The 16,510-nt window shown below is 38.8% G+C and carries 12 protein-coding genes; 11 read left to right on the top strand and 1 reads right to left on the bottom strand.

Annotation, left to right across the window (positions count from 1 at the left end; all coding sequences use genetic code 11):
* Positions 1–112 precede the first annotated feature (112 nt).
* The 8 genes from metK (at position 113) to truB (ending at position 9,184) form a co-directional block, all read left to right on the top strand.
* Positions 113–1,381: a methionine adenosyltransferase gene (gene metK, locus ACFIN0_RS03955; RefSeq protein ID WP_375606788.1), complete on the top strand. Its 1,269-nt coding sequence runs from the start codon at positions 113–115 to the stop codon at positions 1,379–1,381.
* The gene (locus ACFIN0_RS03950) at positions 1,378–2,079 is read left to right on the top strand and encodes a tRNA (guanine(46)-N(7))-methyltransferase TrmB (RefSeq protein ID WP_375701958.1); all 702 of its coding nucleotides are present in this window, start codon (positions 1,378–1,380) and stop codon (positions 2,077–2,079) included. The genes metK and ACFIN0_RS03950 overlap by 4 nt, the downstream gene beginning before the upstream one ends.
* A 151-nt stretch (positions 2,080–2,230) precedes the next feature.
* On the top strand, positions 2,231–2,857 hold the full coding sequence (rimP, locus tag ACFIN0_RS03945) for a ribosome maturation factor RimP (RefSeq protein ID WP_375606786.1): 627 nt from the start codon (positions 2,231–2,233) through the stop codon (positions 2,855–2,857).
* A gap of 47 nt (positions 2,858–2,904) precedes the next feature.
* Positions 2,905–4,536 (top strand): transcription termination factor NusA, encoded by a 1,632-nt coding sequence (gene nusA / locus ACFIN0_RS03940; protein ID WP_375606785.1) that lies wholly within the window; start codon positions 2,905–2,907, stop codon positions 4,534–4,536.
* Positions 4,537–5,172, top strand: coding sequence for an RNA-binding protein (locus ACFIN0_RS03935; protein WP_375606784.1), 636 nt, complete (start codon positions 4,537–4,539; stop codon positions 5,170–5,172).
* Entirely contained in the window at positions 5,169–7,688 is a 2,520-nt protein-coding gene (gene infB, locus ACFIN0_RS03930) for a translation initiation factor IF-2 (protein WP_375606783.1), read from the top strand. Before ACFIN0_RS03935 ends, infB begins: the two co-directional genes overlap by 4 nt.
* Before the next feature lie 121 nt (positions 7,689–7,809).
* A complete protein-coding gene (gene rbfA / locus ACFIN0_RS03925; protein ID WP_375701957.1) occupies positions 7,810–8,217 on the top strand; it encodes a 30S ribosome-binding factor RbfA in 408 nt (135 codons plus the stop codon).
* 4 nt (positions 8,218–8,221) lie between these two features.
* On the top strand, positions 8,222–9,184 hold the full coding sequence (truB, locus tag ACFIN0_RS03920) for a tRNA pseudouridine(55) synthase TruB (RefSeq protein ID WP_375606823.1): 963 nt from the start codon (positions 8,222–8,224) through the stop codon (positions 9,182–9,184).
* A 1,602-nt stretch (positions 9,185–10,786) separates the two neighbouring features.
* Here truB and ACFIN0_RS03915 read toward each other — a convergent pair.
* The gene (locus ACFIN0_RS03915; RefSeq protein ID WP_375610546.1) at positions 10,787–12,415 is read right to left on the bottom strand and encodes an MFS transporter; all 1,629 of its coding nucleotides are present in this window, start codon (positions 12,413–12,415) and stop codon (positions 10,787–10,789) included.
* A gap of 314 nt (positions 12,416–12,729) precedes the next feature.
* Here ACFIN0_RS03915 and rpsO point away from each other — a divergent pair, with 314 nt between their 5' ends.
* The 3 genes from rpsO (at position 12,730) to ACFIN0_RS03900 (ending at position 16,510) form a co-directional block, all read left to right on the top strand.
* A complete protein-coding gene (gene rpsO, locus ACFIN0_RS03910; RefSeq protein WP_375611819.1) occupies positions 12,730–12,999 on the top strand; it encodes a 30S ribosomal protein S15 in 270 nt (89 codons plus the stop codon).
* Positions 13,000–13,247: 248 nt separating this feature from the next.
* Positions 13,248–15,443 carry a polyribonucleotide nucleotidyltransferase gene (pnp, locus tag ACFIN0_RS03905; protein WP_375701956.1) on the top strand — a complete coding sequence of 732 codons (2,196 nt, stop codon included), beginning with the start codon at positions 13,248–13,250 and terminating at the stop codon, positions 15,441–15,443.
* 71 nt (positions 15,444–15,514) lie between these two features.
* Entirely contained in the window at positions 15,515–16,510 is a 996-nt protein-coding gene (locus ACFIN0_RS03900; protein ID WP_375610548.1) for a class I SAM-dependent methyltransferase, read from the top strand.

Genomic DNA, 16,510 nt, shown 5'->3' with positions numbered 1-16,510 from the left:
CTCTTTTATTCATATACATTTGCATTGACTATTTGCTGTAGAATTAGCAAATGGTGACGACTTTAGTAAGCAATTGATTAAATCGTTGGTTTTCTTTTTTGAAGGAGTTCCTATGCCGCATCAAGATTATCTTTTTACGAGCGAATCGGTATCGGAAGGACATCCTGATAAAATTTGTGATCGTATTTCCGATGAAATCGTTGATATGATCTATAAAGAAGCTGAAAAGACTGGTACTGATCCATGGTTAGTACGCGTTGCATGTGAAACTCTCGTCAGTGTCAACCGTGTTGTTATCGCTGGTGAAGTACGTGTTCCCGATACGCTATTAAAAAAAGATAAAAATAAAGAATTCATCTATGATAAGACTGGCTTTCCACTCATTAATCCTACACGTTTTCGTACAGCAGCGCGCCGTGCTATTCGTACCATTGGCTATGAACAAGCAGGATTCCATTGGAAAACTGTTAAAATTGATGTTCTTTTGCGCCCACAATCAGCTGATATAGCAAGAGGGGTTGATAATGCTACGGATCGGCATGGTGAAGAAGGAGCAGGTGATCAAGGCATCATGTTTGGATATGCTTGCCGTGAAACACCTGATCTCATGCCTGCGCCAATTTATTATGCGCATAAAATTCTCAAACTTCTTGCCGCAGCCCGTCATAAAGGAGAGGGAGAAACTGGAAAATTAGGACCAGATGCTAAAAGCCAAATAACCATACGTTATAAAAATGGAAAACCGATAGAGGTCACATCCATTGTTCTTTCAACGCAGCACCTTGATGAAAGTTGGGATTCCAATAAAGTGCGTACAGTGGTTGAACCTTACATTCGCCAAGCTTTACATGACATTCCCATTTCAGCTCAATGTAGTTGGTATATAAACCCAACAGGAAAATTTGTCATTGGTGGTCCTCAAAGTGATGCCGGATTAACGGGACGCAAAATTATTGTGGATACTTACGGAGGTGCAGCACCCCATGGAGGCGGTGCTTTTTCAGGAAAAGATACAACAAAAGTTGATCGTTCTGCTGCCTATGCGGCACGCTATCTGGCTAAAAATATTGTTGCTGCTCATTTAGCAGAAAGATGCACCATTCAACTCTCCTATGCAATTGGTATTGCACAACCTTTATCTATTTATCTTAATCTTCATGGAACAGGAAAAGTCGATGAAAAGGTTATTGAAGAAGCCATCCGCAAAATAATGGACCTTTCACCTACCGGCATTCGAAAACATCTTGACCTCAATAAACCTATTTATGCAAAAACAGCTGCCTATGGTCACTTTGGTCGTAAACCAAAACACGATGGTTCGTTTTCATGGGAAAAAACTGATCTCGTGAAAACGCTTCAAACAATGATCCAAATCCCATGATTAAACATAATATACGTAAGAGTGAAGCATTTTTTGGACGCCGACAAGGAAAACAACTTCGAAACAATCAGCTTACACGTATACAAATGCTTCTCCCCAGTTTGAATATTGATTTAAATGTCCCTCCTCCCTTAAACCTTACATCTTTATTTTCAAGCAAAGTAAGAGAAGTTCGACTTGAAATCGGTTTTGGTGGAGGTGAACATTTACTTCATGAAATGGCATATTTTCCAAAAACCGGTTTTATCGGTGTCGAGCCCTTTATCAATGGCATGGCAAAAATATTGTCGTCTCTTGAACAGCATCAAAACCATCAAAATCGTCTTCGCCTCTATAATGATGATGCTACACGCCTTCTGGATTGGCTCCCTGATAACTCGCTTGATGGAATAGACCTCTTCTATCCTGATCCTTGGCCGAAAAAGAAACACTGGAAACGACGCTTCATCAATATAAAAAATCTTAACCGTTTTTCTCGTGTTCTTAAAATAGGGAAATTTTTTCGCTTTGCTAGCGATATAGACAGTTATGTAAACTGGACTTTGTACCATTATGCACAACATGATCACTTTGAATGGAAAGCAGAAAGCCCTCAAGACTGGAAACTCCCTTATCCACTATGGAGCGAAACCCGCTATGAAGCAAAAGCTCTCCGCGAAGGACGAACGCCTGCCTATCTTACCTTTATCAAGAAATAAATGATCAAGCGCTTTTCTCATAAACAACTTGAAAAATTTTGAATTTAAGAGTATCAATAGTTAAATTCTTGGTCTTATGATGAAGAGTGGGCCGTTGGACCCGCTCTTTTTTAATATCATAAAACTGATGAAACCAACTTGGATAAAATTTATGAATGAAGTTGAAAAAATAAGCAATCTTGACGAACCGCGCCTGTTTGAAGAAGATGGTATCGAAGCACAGGTTGCTGCTCTTGTCATACCACTACTTAAACCTTTAGGTTTTCGTTTGGTTCGCGTGAAACTTCTTGGTCAAAATGGTTTAACACTTCAAATTATGGTTGAACGTGCCGATGGTTCTATGACCATAGAAGATTGTGAAACGGTTAGTCGAACTGTTTCTCCCCTCCTTGATGTACAAAATGTTATTGAACGCAAATATCATTTAGAAATCTCATCCCCTGGAATTGATCGTCCATTGGTAAGAAAATCTGATTTTTTTCATTGGCAAGGTCATCTTGCAAAAATTGAAACCAAAATAACAATTGATGGGCGCCGAAAATTTCGCGGGACACTTACAAATATCACGCAAGATGGATTTATTTTAAACACTGATAAAGCTGCTTATGGAGAAGCCATGTATACCCCTATTTCCTTTTGTGATATTATAAATGCGCATTTAGTGCTTACCGATGAGCTTATTCGCGATGCATTGAAACAAAATAAAGATTTAAGTCAACAATTCATTGCCGAAGAGAACGCTAACGACTCTATACAGACGCTCAATTTCAAAAAATAATATCACTGGGAAATACCCATCGTGTGGCACAAAGAAGGAGAAAATTGATGGCTACAAGCGCTAACAGGCTTGAGATTCTGCAAATTGCAGATGCTGTTGCACGTGAAAAGTCAATCGACCGTGAAATTGTCATTTCTGCGATGGCTGATGCTATTCAAAAAGCAGCACGTTCTCGTTATGGTCAAGAAACCAATATTCGTGCTGAAATCAATTCTAAAACAGGTGAAATTAAATTACAGCGCCTGCTTAAAATCGTTGATGTCGTTGAAGACTATACAACGGAAATTACTTTGTCTGATGCTCTCAAACGTCAAGCAGAAGCAAAAATTGGTGATTTTTTTGCTGATCTTTTACCTCCTATGGATTTTGGACGTATCGCAGCACAATCTGCTAAACAGGTTATTGTACAAAAAGTACGCGATGCAGAGCGTGATCAGCAATATGAAGAATTCAAAAATAAAGTTGGTGAAATTATTTCTGGTACAGTTAAGCGTGTGGAATATGGTAACGTCATCGTTGATCTAGGGCGCGGTGAAGCTATTGTGCGCCGTGATGAATTAATTCCTCGTGAATCATTCCGCTATGGAGATCGCATTCGTGCTTTTGTCAATGATGTACACCGTGAAACGCGTGGGCCGCAAATTTTCCTTTCACGCACCCATCCCCAATTTATGGTAAAACTTTTCACTATGGAAGTACCTGAAATTTATGATGGTATTATAGAAATCAAATCTGTTGCTCGTGATCCAGGCTCACGGGCTAAAATCGCCGTTGTTTCACGCGATGGTTCCATTGATCCTGTTGGAGCATGCGTTGGAATGCGAGGAAGTCGTGTACAAGCTGTTGTTGCTGAATTACAAGGCGAAAAAATTGATATTATTCCTTGGTCGCCTGATGCGGCAACATTTGTCGTTAATGCACTGCAACCTGCTGAAGTTTCTAAAATCATCCTTGATGAAGATGCTGAACGGATTGAAGTTATTGTGCCAGATGATCAACTTAGCCTTGCTATTGGACGACGTGGGCAAAATGTTCGCTTGGCTTCGCAACTAACAGGATGGAACATTGATATTTTAACGGAAAAAGAAGAATCTGAGAATCGTCAAAAAGAATTTACTGAACGGAGTAAATTGTTTATGGAGGCCTTAGAGGTTGACGAAATGATCGGACAGGTTATGGCATCAGAGGGTTTCTCTTCTATTGAAGAAATCGCCTATATTGATCTTGAAGAAATTGCTTCTATTGATGGTTTTGACCATGAAACTGCTAATGAAATCCAAAGTCGTGCCCGCGAATATCTTGATCGGCAAGAAAAAGAGCTCGACGAAAAACGTAAAAAACTCGGAGTTTCTGACGAATTGCGAACACTTCCTGGAATGACAAGTGCTATGTTGGTTGCTGTAGGTGAGGATGGTGTAAAAACGATAGAAGACTTTGCTGGCTATGCCGTTGATGATTTAGCTGGTTGGAGAGAACGTAAAGAAGGTCAAACACAGAATTTTTCTGGTATTTTAACCCCTTTTGACATTACACGCGCAGATGCAGAAGCTATGGTTTTAGCCGCACGTGTACAAGCAGGCTGGATAGACCAAGCTGATCTTGTTACAGAAAGTCCTGTAGAAGATGAAAATTCTGCAGAAAATGAAAAAACAGATGATTTGGATGTGGATACACTTTAAATGAATGAACGGACTTGCATTGTAACCAGAAAAAATGCTTCAGTACAAACACTGATCCGTTTTGTTATTGGTCCCAATAACCAAATTGTTCCTGATCTTAAAGCGAATTTACCAGGGCGTGGCGTTTGGATTTCTGCCCATCACGCTGTTATTGAGAAAGCAATCAAACAAAAAGCTTTTCATAGAAATTTTAAAACAGATGTTGAAGTTGCACCAAATCTTGTGCATGTTGTTGATACGCTTTTACTAAAAGCCGCTCTTTCAAGCCTTTCCATGGCGCGAAAAGCGGGAGCAATTGTTATGGGAGCAACAAAGGTTGACGCTGCTATCCGCTCTGGTAAAGTTATTCTTGTACTTCATGCTAAAGAAACAACAGAAGATGGGAAACGAAAAATTGCACAGGCCATCCATTCAATACAACAACAAACAAATCGGACTATAAAAACCATATCTTTATTTACAAGTGATGAAATGCGAGTGGCTTTTGGCTCTAATCCTGTAATGCACGCGGCCTTACTGGACACAAAAGCTGCTGGAGGATTTCTCAAAACAACATGTAAATTGATCAGCTATCGTGACGACAAGCATAGTAAGTCTAGTGAGATGACGGCACAAGCCGTGAAGGAAGTACAATGAGTGAAAATAACAACGACAAAACAACCGTCAAGAAGACACTAACTCTCAAGAGGTCTGTCTTGGAAACGAGTACGGTTAAACAAAATTTTAGTCATGGCCGTACGAAGGCTGTCGTTGTCGAAACCAAACGGCGTAAAATTACGCGACCTGATGAAAAATCTGAAACCCTACAGCCCATTACAAAGCCGCATGTGGCTTCTCAGCGCTCTAAACCACGTTTTGAGGAAAAAAAGCCTCAAGAATCTGTAGCCAAAAGCAATCTTTCATCGGCTGAAATGGAAGCAAGACTTCGCGCATTAGAAGAAGCACATATCCAAGAAAGAATAACGCGAGAACAAGCCGAAGAAGAAGCAAGGCGCGCTAAAGAGCGTGAAGAAATTTTACAGCAAGAAATTAAAGAAAAAGAAATACATCTCCAACAAGAAGAAGAAATATCGCCAGTACAGATTCCACCTGTTCCCCCTCTCATTGAACAGACAGATATTCCTATTGCACCTAAACATACAACCGTGGTTGAAAAACGCAAAATAGATGACAATAAAGAGGAAGAACGGCATAGTCGACGTGCTAATCCTGCTAAGTCAGACATACGTATACCCAAAGTTGTCAAAGGAGCTGATGAGCGGAGACGCGGAAAGCTAACTCTGAATAGTGCACTGGATGAAGAAGGAAGCGCACGTGGGCGCTCAATGGCTGCAATGCGGCGTAGACAGGAAAAGTTTAAGCGTGCACAAAATCAAGAACCAAGAGAAAAAATTTCTCGCGAAGTTGTTCTTCCTGAAACGATTACCATTCAAGAGCTCGCACAACGTATGACTGAGCGTTCTGTTGATGTGATTAAATTCTTGATGAAACAAGGACAAATGATGAAACCGGGCGATGTTATTGATGCAGATGTTGCCGAACTCATCGCTGTTGAATTTGGCCATACTGTTAAACGTGTTTTAGAATCTGACGTAGAAGAAGGTATCTTTAATATAACAGATAATCCTCAAAACATGCAGCAACGCCCCCCTGTTGTAACCATTATGGGCCATGTTGACCACGGAAAAACTTCTCTTTTGGATGCTATTCGTAAAGCAAATGTTGTTTCTGGCGAAGCAGGAGGTATTACGCAGCATATTGGTGCCTATCAAGTAGAACAAAACGGTCAAAAAATTACCTTTATTGATACACCAGGGCATGCTGCATTTACGGCTATGCGTGCACGCGGAGCGCGTGTTACTGATATTGCTGTTCTCGTTGTAGCCGCTGATGATAGTGTTATGCCTCAAACGATTGAATCAATCAATCATGCGAAAGCTGCTGGTGTCCCTATCATTGTTGCTATCAACAAAATTGATAAACCAGCTGCGAATGCACAAAAAGTGCGTACAGAACTTCTACAACATGAAGTGTTTGTTGAAACTATGGGTGGAGAAACTTTGGACGTTGAAGTTTCTGCTAAAACTGGTCAAAATCTTGATAAACTTCTCGAAGCTATCCTTCTTCAGGCTGAAATGCTTGATCTGAAAGCAGATCCTCAACGAACTGCAGAGGGCGTTATCATTGAAGCCAAATTGGATCGCGGACGTGGGTCTGTTGCAACAGTTCTTGTTCAAAAAGGTACATTACACCCTTCTGATATTATCGTTGCCGGAAATGAATGGGGTCGTGTGCGTGCTTTGATTGACGACCATGGCCGCCATGTCAAAGAAGCTGTTCCCTCTACACCAATTGAAATTTTAGGCATGCAAGGAACACCACAAGCCGGAGACCGTTTTGCTGTTGTCACACATGAAGCAAAAGCACGTGAAATTTCTGAATATCGTCAACGATTAGCACGTGATAAAGCTGTTGCGCGGCAAACTGGTTCACGTGGTTCTCTTGAACAAATGATGACAAAATTGCAAACGACTGGTGTTAAGGAGTTTTCTCTTATTATAAAAGGGGATGTGCAAGGATCAATTGAAGCAATCGCTTCAGCATTGGAAAAACTCGGAAATGACGAAGTTCGTGCGCGTATTGTACATTCTGGTGCTGGAGGAATTACCGAAAGTGATATTTCTCTTGCGGAAGCTTCTAACTCTGCTGTAATTGGCTTTAATGTTCGAGCCAATAAGCAAGCACGTGATTTTGCTAAAACACAAGGAATTGAAATTCGTTATTATAACATCATTTACGATCTTGTTGATGATATCAAGGCTGCTATGTCTGGATTACTCTCACCAGAACAGCGTGAAACATTCCTTGGTAATGCTGAAATTCTAGAAGTCTTTAACATTACAAAAATTGGAAAAGTTGCAGGCTGTCGCGTTACAGAAGGTAAAATAGAACGAGGAGCCGGTGTTCGCCTTATCCGCGATAATATCGTTATTCACGAAGGAAAGCTGAAAACACTCAAACGCTTTAAGGATGAAGTCAATGAAGTGCAAAGTGGTCAAGAATGTGGAATAGCCTTTGAAAATTATGAAGACATGCGTGCAGGAGACATCATTGAGACCTTCCGTATCGAACATATTAATCGCACATTATAAAATAATCCAATAACTTTACTCTGTTGTGAAATGAGAAAAGTTATTAGGTTTTATACGCAATATCTCTTTTTCCTTATCTAAATGGTCAAAAAAGAGATCTTGTAGCAAGGATAAAACTTTGATGAAAAATGCAGGGCCATCACAACGGCAACTTAGAGTAGCAGAGCAAGTACGTCATGCAATAGCGCATATATTACAGCGTGATATTTTGCTTGATGATATCTTAAAAGATATTGTTATTTCTGTCTCTGAAGTACGCATGTCACCAGATTTAAAAATTGCTACTTGCTTTGTATCACCTCTCAGCACTCTTAAAAATGCTTCTCATACCGATGTTGTTGATACCCTCAATAAACGTAGTCGTTTTCTCCGTAGAGAAATCAGTCATGCGTTGCGACAAATGAAATATATGCCAGAACTGCGTTTCCGACTTGATAATAGTTTTGATAATTTTTCAAAAATTGATGCCCTCCTTCGCTCGCCTGAGGTTGCACGCGATCTTCACCATAGTGATACAGATGAGGATTAAAGATATGGCGCGGCAACATAAGAAAAAAGGGCGTCCTGTTTCTGGCTGGGTCATATTTGATAAACCAAAAGGAATGAAATCAACAGAAGCTGTTTCACAAATCAAATGGCTCTTCCATGCTCAAAAGGCAGGACATGCGGGTACACTTGATCCTCTTGCTTCTGGTCTCCTTCCCATTGCATTGGGCGAAGCAACCAAAACCGTCCCTTACGTGATGCAAGGCAAAAAAACTTACCGTTTTCATATTGCTTGGGGGCAAGAGCGCTCAACAGATGATCTAGAAGGAGAAATAACCAAAACATCTCTCAAACGTCCAACTCGAGAAGAAATACTTGCTCTTCTTCCTCAATATACAGGTATTATTTTGCAAACACCTCCACAGTTTTCAGCAATCAAAATTGCCGGAAATCGTGCCTATGATTTAGCGCGTGAAGGGGAAGTTGTTGAAATTCCGCCCCGTGAAGTGGAAATAGAAACTTTCAAGTTATTAGAAATGCCTACCAAAGAGCATTCTGCCTTTGAAATAACCTGCGGAAAAGGAACTTATGTGCGCTCTTTAGCACGCGATATGGGACGTGATCTCGGTTGCTATGGGCATATTGCTGATTTAAGACGTATTGCCGTCGCACCTTTTGATGAAGAAGATCTCATTACATGGGAGGAACTAAAAGCAGCCATTCCGCCAAATAAAAACACTACAGAGGAAAATAATCGTTCTTTTGAAAAAAAATTCACAACACTTGATGGGCTCTTAATTGAAACGAGCGCTGCATTGGATTGCCTCTTTCATTATACCCTTAATGAAACCCAAGCACAAAGAGTTATGAAGGGGCATTCTATACCCTTGTGTCATCACAAAGTACCTCTTGATGAAGATGAAATTTGTGTCCTCTATAAGGAACAACTTCTTGCTATCGGCACCCTCGACAAAGGTCTATTTAAAGCAAAGCGGATTTTTACAATTTAATCGATTCTTTCCCCCTTTTGCGGAAAAATCATTTTTCTCTCTCAAATAAAGAAAATGTTTTGCTTTTCATTGTCTCCATTTTTCTTATTCACATCAAAAATTAAGTTAACGATACAAGCCAACACCATCATACACTTTGTCCCCCCTAATGTCACAACAGTCCTTGCATTTAAAAAGATTCATAAGCGGCATGTTATATCCCTTTTTCAATCTCTTTTTACTTACACATTAACCTCCGTTTGTAATGAATCAGCGAATGATTTGGATGGATTCAACCTAAACACATTTAAAATGAAATAATCCTAAGATATCTAGACTTTTACATTCAATATAAAAAACAGTTATTTATTCTTATAATCAATGTGTTGGAATCATATGCATTGCATCCAACCTTAAAAACTCAAGAATCTATATCATGTTAAATCACTCATTTGATCATTACAGTACACACCTACATAATCTCTTTTTGGCGAAAAGAATTGTTTCGAATAGAAAAACTCAAACCTTAGGATTTAAACACATTGTAAGGATAATCCCTTCCAACTATCTATCCAATAAAAATTGATCGTTGACCACCTAAAAATGACATCATTATGCTTACAATCGATTATTCTAATCATCACGAAAGCACGCAAAGGTTTTGTAAAAATATCTGTAAAGAATAAGAAATTGTCAAGCTAGGGACTAGCTTATCGTTGTTTTTTGTATCGAATAAAAAGCTGGTATATCTCTTCATTCCATGGTTGGTATATTTTTTATTTCATGACTTTATTTATCTGATAATACTATATTTCTTCTCTTGCTTATAAAGCAATATTCAACCCTAATACTGTAACATTTTTGAAAGAAAGATTAAAATGGTTGGTATTTTGTAAACAGTTTCAACCTTCTATTCCAGATATGAGTAAAGATATATCTGGTTGAGTAATATTTAAAAGGATAAAATAGCTTCATTTTGAAAAAATATGCAAGCAAAAACAAGCTATTTTTCATCTTACTATTATCCCTTTCATTCGACTCTAATTTTTAAATAATAGGGATTACGCTTTGTCTTACGTTTTTATTTTTCTCGCTCTTTTAATATGATTATTTCTCACTCAAAATAGGACGCCTAAAATAAAAATTGTTGTGCTGCTTATTCACATGCTTTTTTAAGAAACATTTCTCAATGCATTCGAACCTATTTCACAACAACGCTCGTAAAATATATAAAATTCATTGCGCATGGCCCCATCTTTACGCTTAATAAAAATATAAGCCGGTATCATCATTCTATTTTCTAATTTAAAGTGTCGTAATAAACCTTGGTACTCGAAATAGTTTATTAGAAATCCTCCTTTTTCTATCATACCCACTGTTACTTGTGACGTACAAGAAAATGGTTTTGATTGATGCAATATAAAGTGAGATAAACAGATTTGAAATGAGAAAAACTTAAATTTTTCAAGACTATTATTTACCATAAAAAATGATAATTAGTCATTTATAAGTCAATATATTAACTATTGTAATACCCGTTTTTTTGTTGTTGCACTTATGCAAAAAAATTGATCAAAATAATATTAACATAATTTAATATTTTACAAAAAAACTGTTTTAACCCTAAGGGAGATGATCAGAGGAAACTTTTAAAAGCATCTCATTGGCTTGAGGTATTGTTTGGCGTTCAATCATACGGTGCACTCTTATACCGTTAGGAGCACAATTTAAATGACGCAGACGCTTATTGACTTCTGCATCCGCTTTTGTGCGACGATGATTATGGCGTAAATAATCTACCCATGTTGGCATATGATAAGCCTCTGTCCAATATTCAGGTCTTTCAAGATCTCGTAAAAGAACCCACTGACGCGCACCATCACGTAACCGAATATGGCGTCGACGCGTCATCACTTTAAGAAACTCTTCGAGATCATTTTCATGAATTTGATAATCAATCATTATCATGATCGGGCCACTTCTTGCTTTGAGGTCGAGTAATAATTCCGGCTCTCTAAAATGATCAAGAGGATTTAAATCTATCTGAGGAATTTCTTGAATTCTAAACTTTACCCCCGCAAGAGCACCTAAAATCAAGAATAGAGAACAAATGCTCAAAGCAATTGTTGGAGAATAACCATCAGCCAAAACTCCCCAGATTGCACTTCCAATAGCCATCCCCCCATAAGATGCCGTTTGATAAAGTGCTAAAGAACGAGCTACAACCCAGCGTGGTGTGGAGAGTTGTACAGATGTATTAAACAACGATAATGCCAAAACCCAACATAAACCTGCAGGAAATAAAGCGATATGGCTTATAATCAGTGAACGGCTTATTCCCAATAAAAAGCAAGAAAAGGCAAAACCAATAAATGCACTTGCAATAATTGTTTCTGAACGAAAATGATGCCGTACAAATTCATTAATAATACCTGCTGTCATGGCTCCTAACCCAAAACAACCCAGCAACGTACCATAAAGAAGGGCATTTCCTCCGAGAACTTTATGCGCAACAATTGGCAAAAGTGCTAAAATAGAAATTGCTCCTATACCAAAAAGGAACGCTCGAACCATAATACTTAAGAGATTAGGTGACATCGCAACATAACGCAAACCATCTGAGACAGCTCCTAACAGCCTTTCTCGTGGCAATGAGTTGTTTTCATAATTCGACTTCCAGAAAAACAACGCACCAATAAGAGGAATATAGCTTATAGCATTAAACAAAAAAGCAGCAGATGCCCCCAAAGTTGCAATGATGGCACCACCAATCGCAGGACCAACACTCCGCATCAAATTAAAGCCGACACTATTCAAACTAACAGCAGCAGGAATATTTTCCCTGCTCACAATATCTCCTATCGTTGCTTGCCAAGAAGGATTATAAAAAGCTGTACCACATCCAATCAAAAACGTAAAACATAACAAAAGCCAAGGTGTTAGAAATCCCATATAGGCTAAAATAGATAAACTCATGGATATGACCATCATCATAATCTGCGCACACAACATAATTTGACGCCGATTAAAATTATCAGCTAAGGCCCCTGCCATCAAAGAAAACATAACAAGTGGTAATGTTGTGGCACTTTGAACTAGCCCAACCATGGAATGCGAAGAACTAATCAAGGCCATTAACCACCCTGCTCCAACAGCCTGTATCAGCCCCCCTAAATTAGAAATAAGAGTAGATGACCATAAATTTCGAAATACCGAATTACGAAAAAGTTTTAATGTTGAAATGCTCTGCATCTTTTTCCTCCAAATCGGTATTTATCACTTTTGTTACCACATACACGCTCATAATCTTTGTATCAAAAGGATGCATAATTCTTTAAAAAACTTCTCATAAAACTCTATTTAAATCAATATTTCAAAACAAAAGCTTTTATTTAAAGAAAGACTTCAAAATGCTGTCAAGGACTAGTATTTTAACCTTCTTTCCTATATAAGAACGAAAATAGGTAAGAGTCTTCGACTTTTCCTGTTTTCTCACAGACCCTTGCTGAACGACATCTCGGCTATGGGTGGCCTTATGTTTCTTCGTTTTTGGAAAGGATAATACGATGTCGATTACAGCTGAACGTAAAAAAGCTCTTGTCGCAGAATACGCAAACAAAGTTGGTGATACAGGATCACCAGAAGTGCAAATTGCTGTACTTTCTGAACGTATTTCTAATTTAACAAACCACTTTAAATCTCACAAAAAAGATAATCATTCTCGTCGTGGTCTTTTGAAGATGGTATCTCAACGTCGGCGTCTTCTTGATTATCTTAAAGGAGTTGACCAAAATCGTTATCAGACACTTATAAAGAAGTTAGGTTTGCGTCGCTAAAAGAAAAATGGAAGTGGTATTTAAAAAACACCCATTTTTTCAACGTGTTGCTTTTAATTAAAAATTTTAAAAACTGATAAGTTATTATGGGATAGAACTGCTCATCGTTTCGCATTTAAGCAGTTTACTTCTTTTTTCTTGCAACAAAGATAAAAAGTATGTTGTCCATCCCAGATCTTGGAAGTATGCTACGCGAAACCAGAATGTGAGCAATCAAAGATTTAAACACTGGTCATTAAGGATAAAAAATGTTCAAAACGCACAAGATAGAAATTGAATGGGCCGGGCGTCCGCTCACCCTTGAAACAGGGAAAATAGCGCGTCAAGCTGATGGTGCAGTGATTGCCACCTATGGAGAAACGATTGTCTTAGCTACCGTTGTATCAGCCAAAATCCCAAAACCAGACCAGGACTTTTTTCCACTCACCGTTAATTATCAAGAAAAATCCTATGCTGTTGGTCGAATACCTGGGGGCTATTTAAAACGTGAAAGTCGACCAAGTGAAAATGAAACTTTGGTTTCACGTTTGATTGATCGCCCAATTCGTCCCCTTTTCGTTGAGGGATATAAAAATGATACACAAGTTATTGTTTCCGTTATACAGCATGATCTCGAAAACAATCCCGATATCCTTGCAATGATTGCATCTTCTGCCGCATTGACCCTGTCAGGTGTTCCTTTCATGGGGCCTATAGCCGGTGCCCGCGTTGGCTATTGTAATGGACAATATGTTCTTAATCCTCATATCGATGAAATGCCTGAATCAAAACTTGATCTTGTTGTTGCTGGAACAGAAAGTGCTGTTTTGATGGTTGAATCAGAAGCACAAGAATTACCGGAAGATATCATGTTGGGAGCTGTGATGTTTGGTCACAAAGGCCTTCAACCTGTCCTTGATGCTATTATAAAGCTTGCTGAAGTTGCTGCAAAAGATCCTCGTGATTTTGTTCCTGAAGATCTTTCTGAACTTGAAAAAGCGGTGCAGAAAATGGCAGAACAGGATATACGAAAGGCTTACACAATTACTGATAAGCAAGAACGTTATGCTGCAATTGATGCACTAAAAACAGAAATCCTCAATAAATTTATGCCAGAAACAGAAAAAGACTGTCAATTTAGTGCAGATCAAATTGCAACCGTATTTAAACAGTTGCAAGCAAAAATTGTTCGTGGAAACATTCTTGATACCCAAAAGCGTATTGATGGACGCAATCTTTCTACCGTGCGCCCTATCCAATCAGAAGTAAGTATTTTACCCCGCACACATGGATCCGCACTCTTTACCCGCGGAGAAACACAAGCTATTGTCGTTGCAACATTGGGAACTGGTGAAGATGAACAATATGTTGATTCTTTAACGGGTATGTATAAGGAAACATTCCTCCTCCATTATAATTTTCCACCATTTTCCGTGGGTGAAACAGGACGCCTTGGTTCTCCTGGTCGTCGTGAAATTGGACATGGCAAATTGGCATGGAGAGCAATTCACCCCATGTTGCCAAATAAAGAATCTTTTCCTTATACCATTCGTGCTGTCTCAGAAATTACTGAATCCAATGGATCTTCTTCTATGGCAACAGTTTGTGGAACGTCACTTGCTCTCATGGATGCTGGTGTTCCTCTAGCACGCCCTGTTGCTGGTATTGCTATGGGCTTGATTAAAGAAGGAGAACGCTTTGCTGTTCTTTCTGATATTTTAGGAGATGAAGATCATCTTGGAGATATGGATTTTAAAGTCGCAGGAACAGAAAATGGTATTACTGCCTTGCAAATGGATATCAAAATTGATGGTATTACCGAAGAGATTATGAAAATTGCGCTTGAACAAGCCAAAGGTGGCCGAATCCATATCCTTAATGAGATGGCGAAAGCTTTAACCAGTGCACGTGCTGAGCTGAGTGAATTTTCTCCGAGAATCGAAGTTATGAATATTTCTGTCGATAAAATCCGTGATGTTATCGGCTCTGGTGGTAAAGTTATTCGGGAAATCGTGGAACAAACAGGAGCAAAAATTAATATTGAAGATGATGGTACCATTAAAATTGCTTCTGCTGATGCTAAAACCATTGAAGCGGCAAAACGCTGGATCCATTCTATTGTTGATGAACCTGAAGTTGGTGCTATCTACCAAGGAACAGTTGTAAAAACTGCAGAATTTGGTGCATTTATAAACTTCTTTGGTTCTCGTGATGGACTCGTTCATATCTCTCAACTTGCATCAGAACGCGTCGCCAAAACAACCGATATTATTAAGGAAGGCGACAAAGTTTGGGTTAAGTTAATGGGCTTTGATGAGCGTGGAAAAGTTCGGTTATCAATGAAGGTCGTTGATCAAACAACCGGAAAGGAAATCACCGGTGATAAAGCGATGAATGAAGAAAAGTGCGTGGATGAAAAAAAACAACCTGAAAATAAGCGCCACCGTAAGAAAAAAGAAGAGTAAGCCTTTCTTCTTATCAATCATGAAATGCCATCCCAATATTGGAATGGCATTTTTCTTTGAAAGAGCCCTATGTGTTATTATTTTTGCCTTTTGAAAATCATGAACTCCCGTATCCAGATCCAAGCCAATGTTGGCTGAGTTTCGGTTTAACAGAAGTTCCGGCTCAAAAATGGGCGCAAAATTTAAAAATTATTACGCCTTGGCGACCAGATTTTTTAAAATTTGTCGATACTCAATTTCACTGCTCTCCTCAAATAGATAAAACTTTCAACTATGATGGTGCATTTTTACATTTGAGCAAATATCGTGGTTTTAATCAAAATTGTTTTCTTGATTTATTAGAATGCGTTAAACCCAATGGATGGGTTGTGATCAGTGGGAATAAAACTGCTGGTGCTGCTTCAATGATGAAATGGGTCAAAAATATTGTCCCCATCACCAATAAACTGTCTAAAAATCATGGTCTGGTATTTTGGCTGCAAGTTCCTCCACAAATAGAGAAACAGAATATTGTACAATTGCGCTCACCACCGCTTACTTTTGGTAAATTTCAAACTACTTCTGGTATGTTCTCACACGGTCGTATTGATCCAGGATCTGCTGCGCTTGCTTCTTATATGCTCAAAGTTATTTCTGGAAAAACAGCTGATTTTGGTGCTGGATGGGGTTATCTTTCTCACGTTGCGCTTGAAAGAAGTGAAAAACTCACTGCTCTCGACCTTTATGAAGCAGACTACAATGCTTTGAGAGCAGCGAAACAGCACCTTAAATCCATAACAACTCCTTTTCCAATTCATTTTTATTGGCATGACCTTGTACATGAACCTATCACAAATCTATATGACACAATCATTTCAAATCCACCGTTTCACACACAACAAACAACAGATGTTTCATTAGGAAAAAATTTTATTATAAATGCTGCAAAGTGCTTAAAGCCAAGCGGCAGTCTGCTTTTTGTTGCAAACCGCCACCTGCCTTATGAAACATTATTAAAAAATATTTTCCGCACAGTGTTGATACACGAACAACCCCATGGTTTCAAAATTATCGAAGCACGCAGATAA

It is taken from the genome of Bartonella sp. AA89HNZF (assembly GCF_042196905.1).
In the GTDB taxonomy this organism is placed as follows: Bacteria; Pseudomonadota; Alphaproteobacteria; order Rhizobiales; family Rhizobiaceae; genus Bartonella.
Note: the sequence above shows the minus strand (reverse complement) of the source record. Positions and strands in the feature narration are given on the sequence as shown.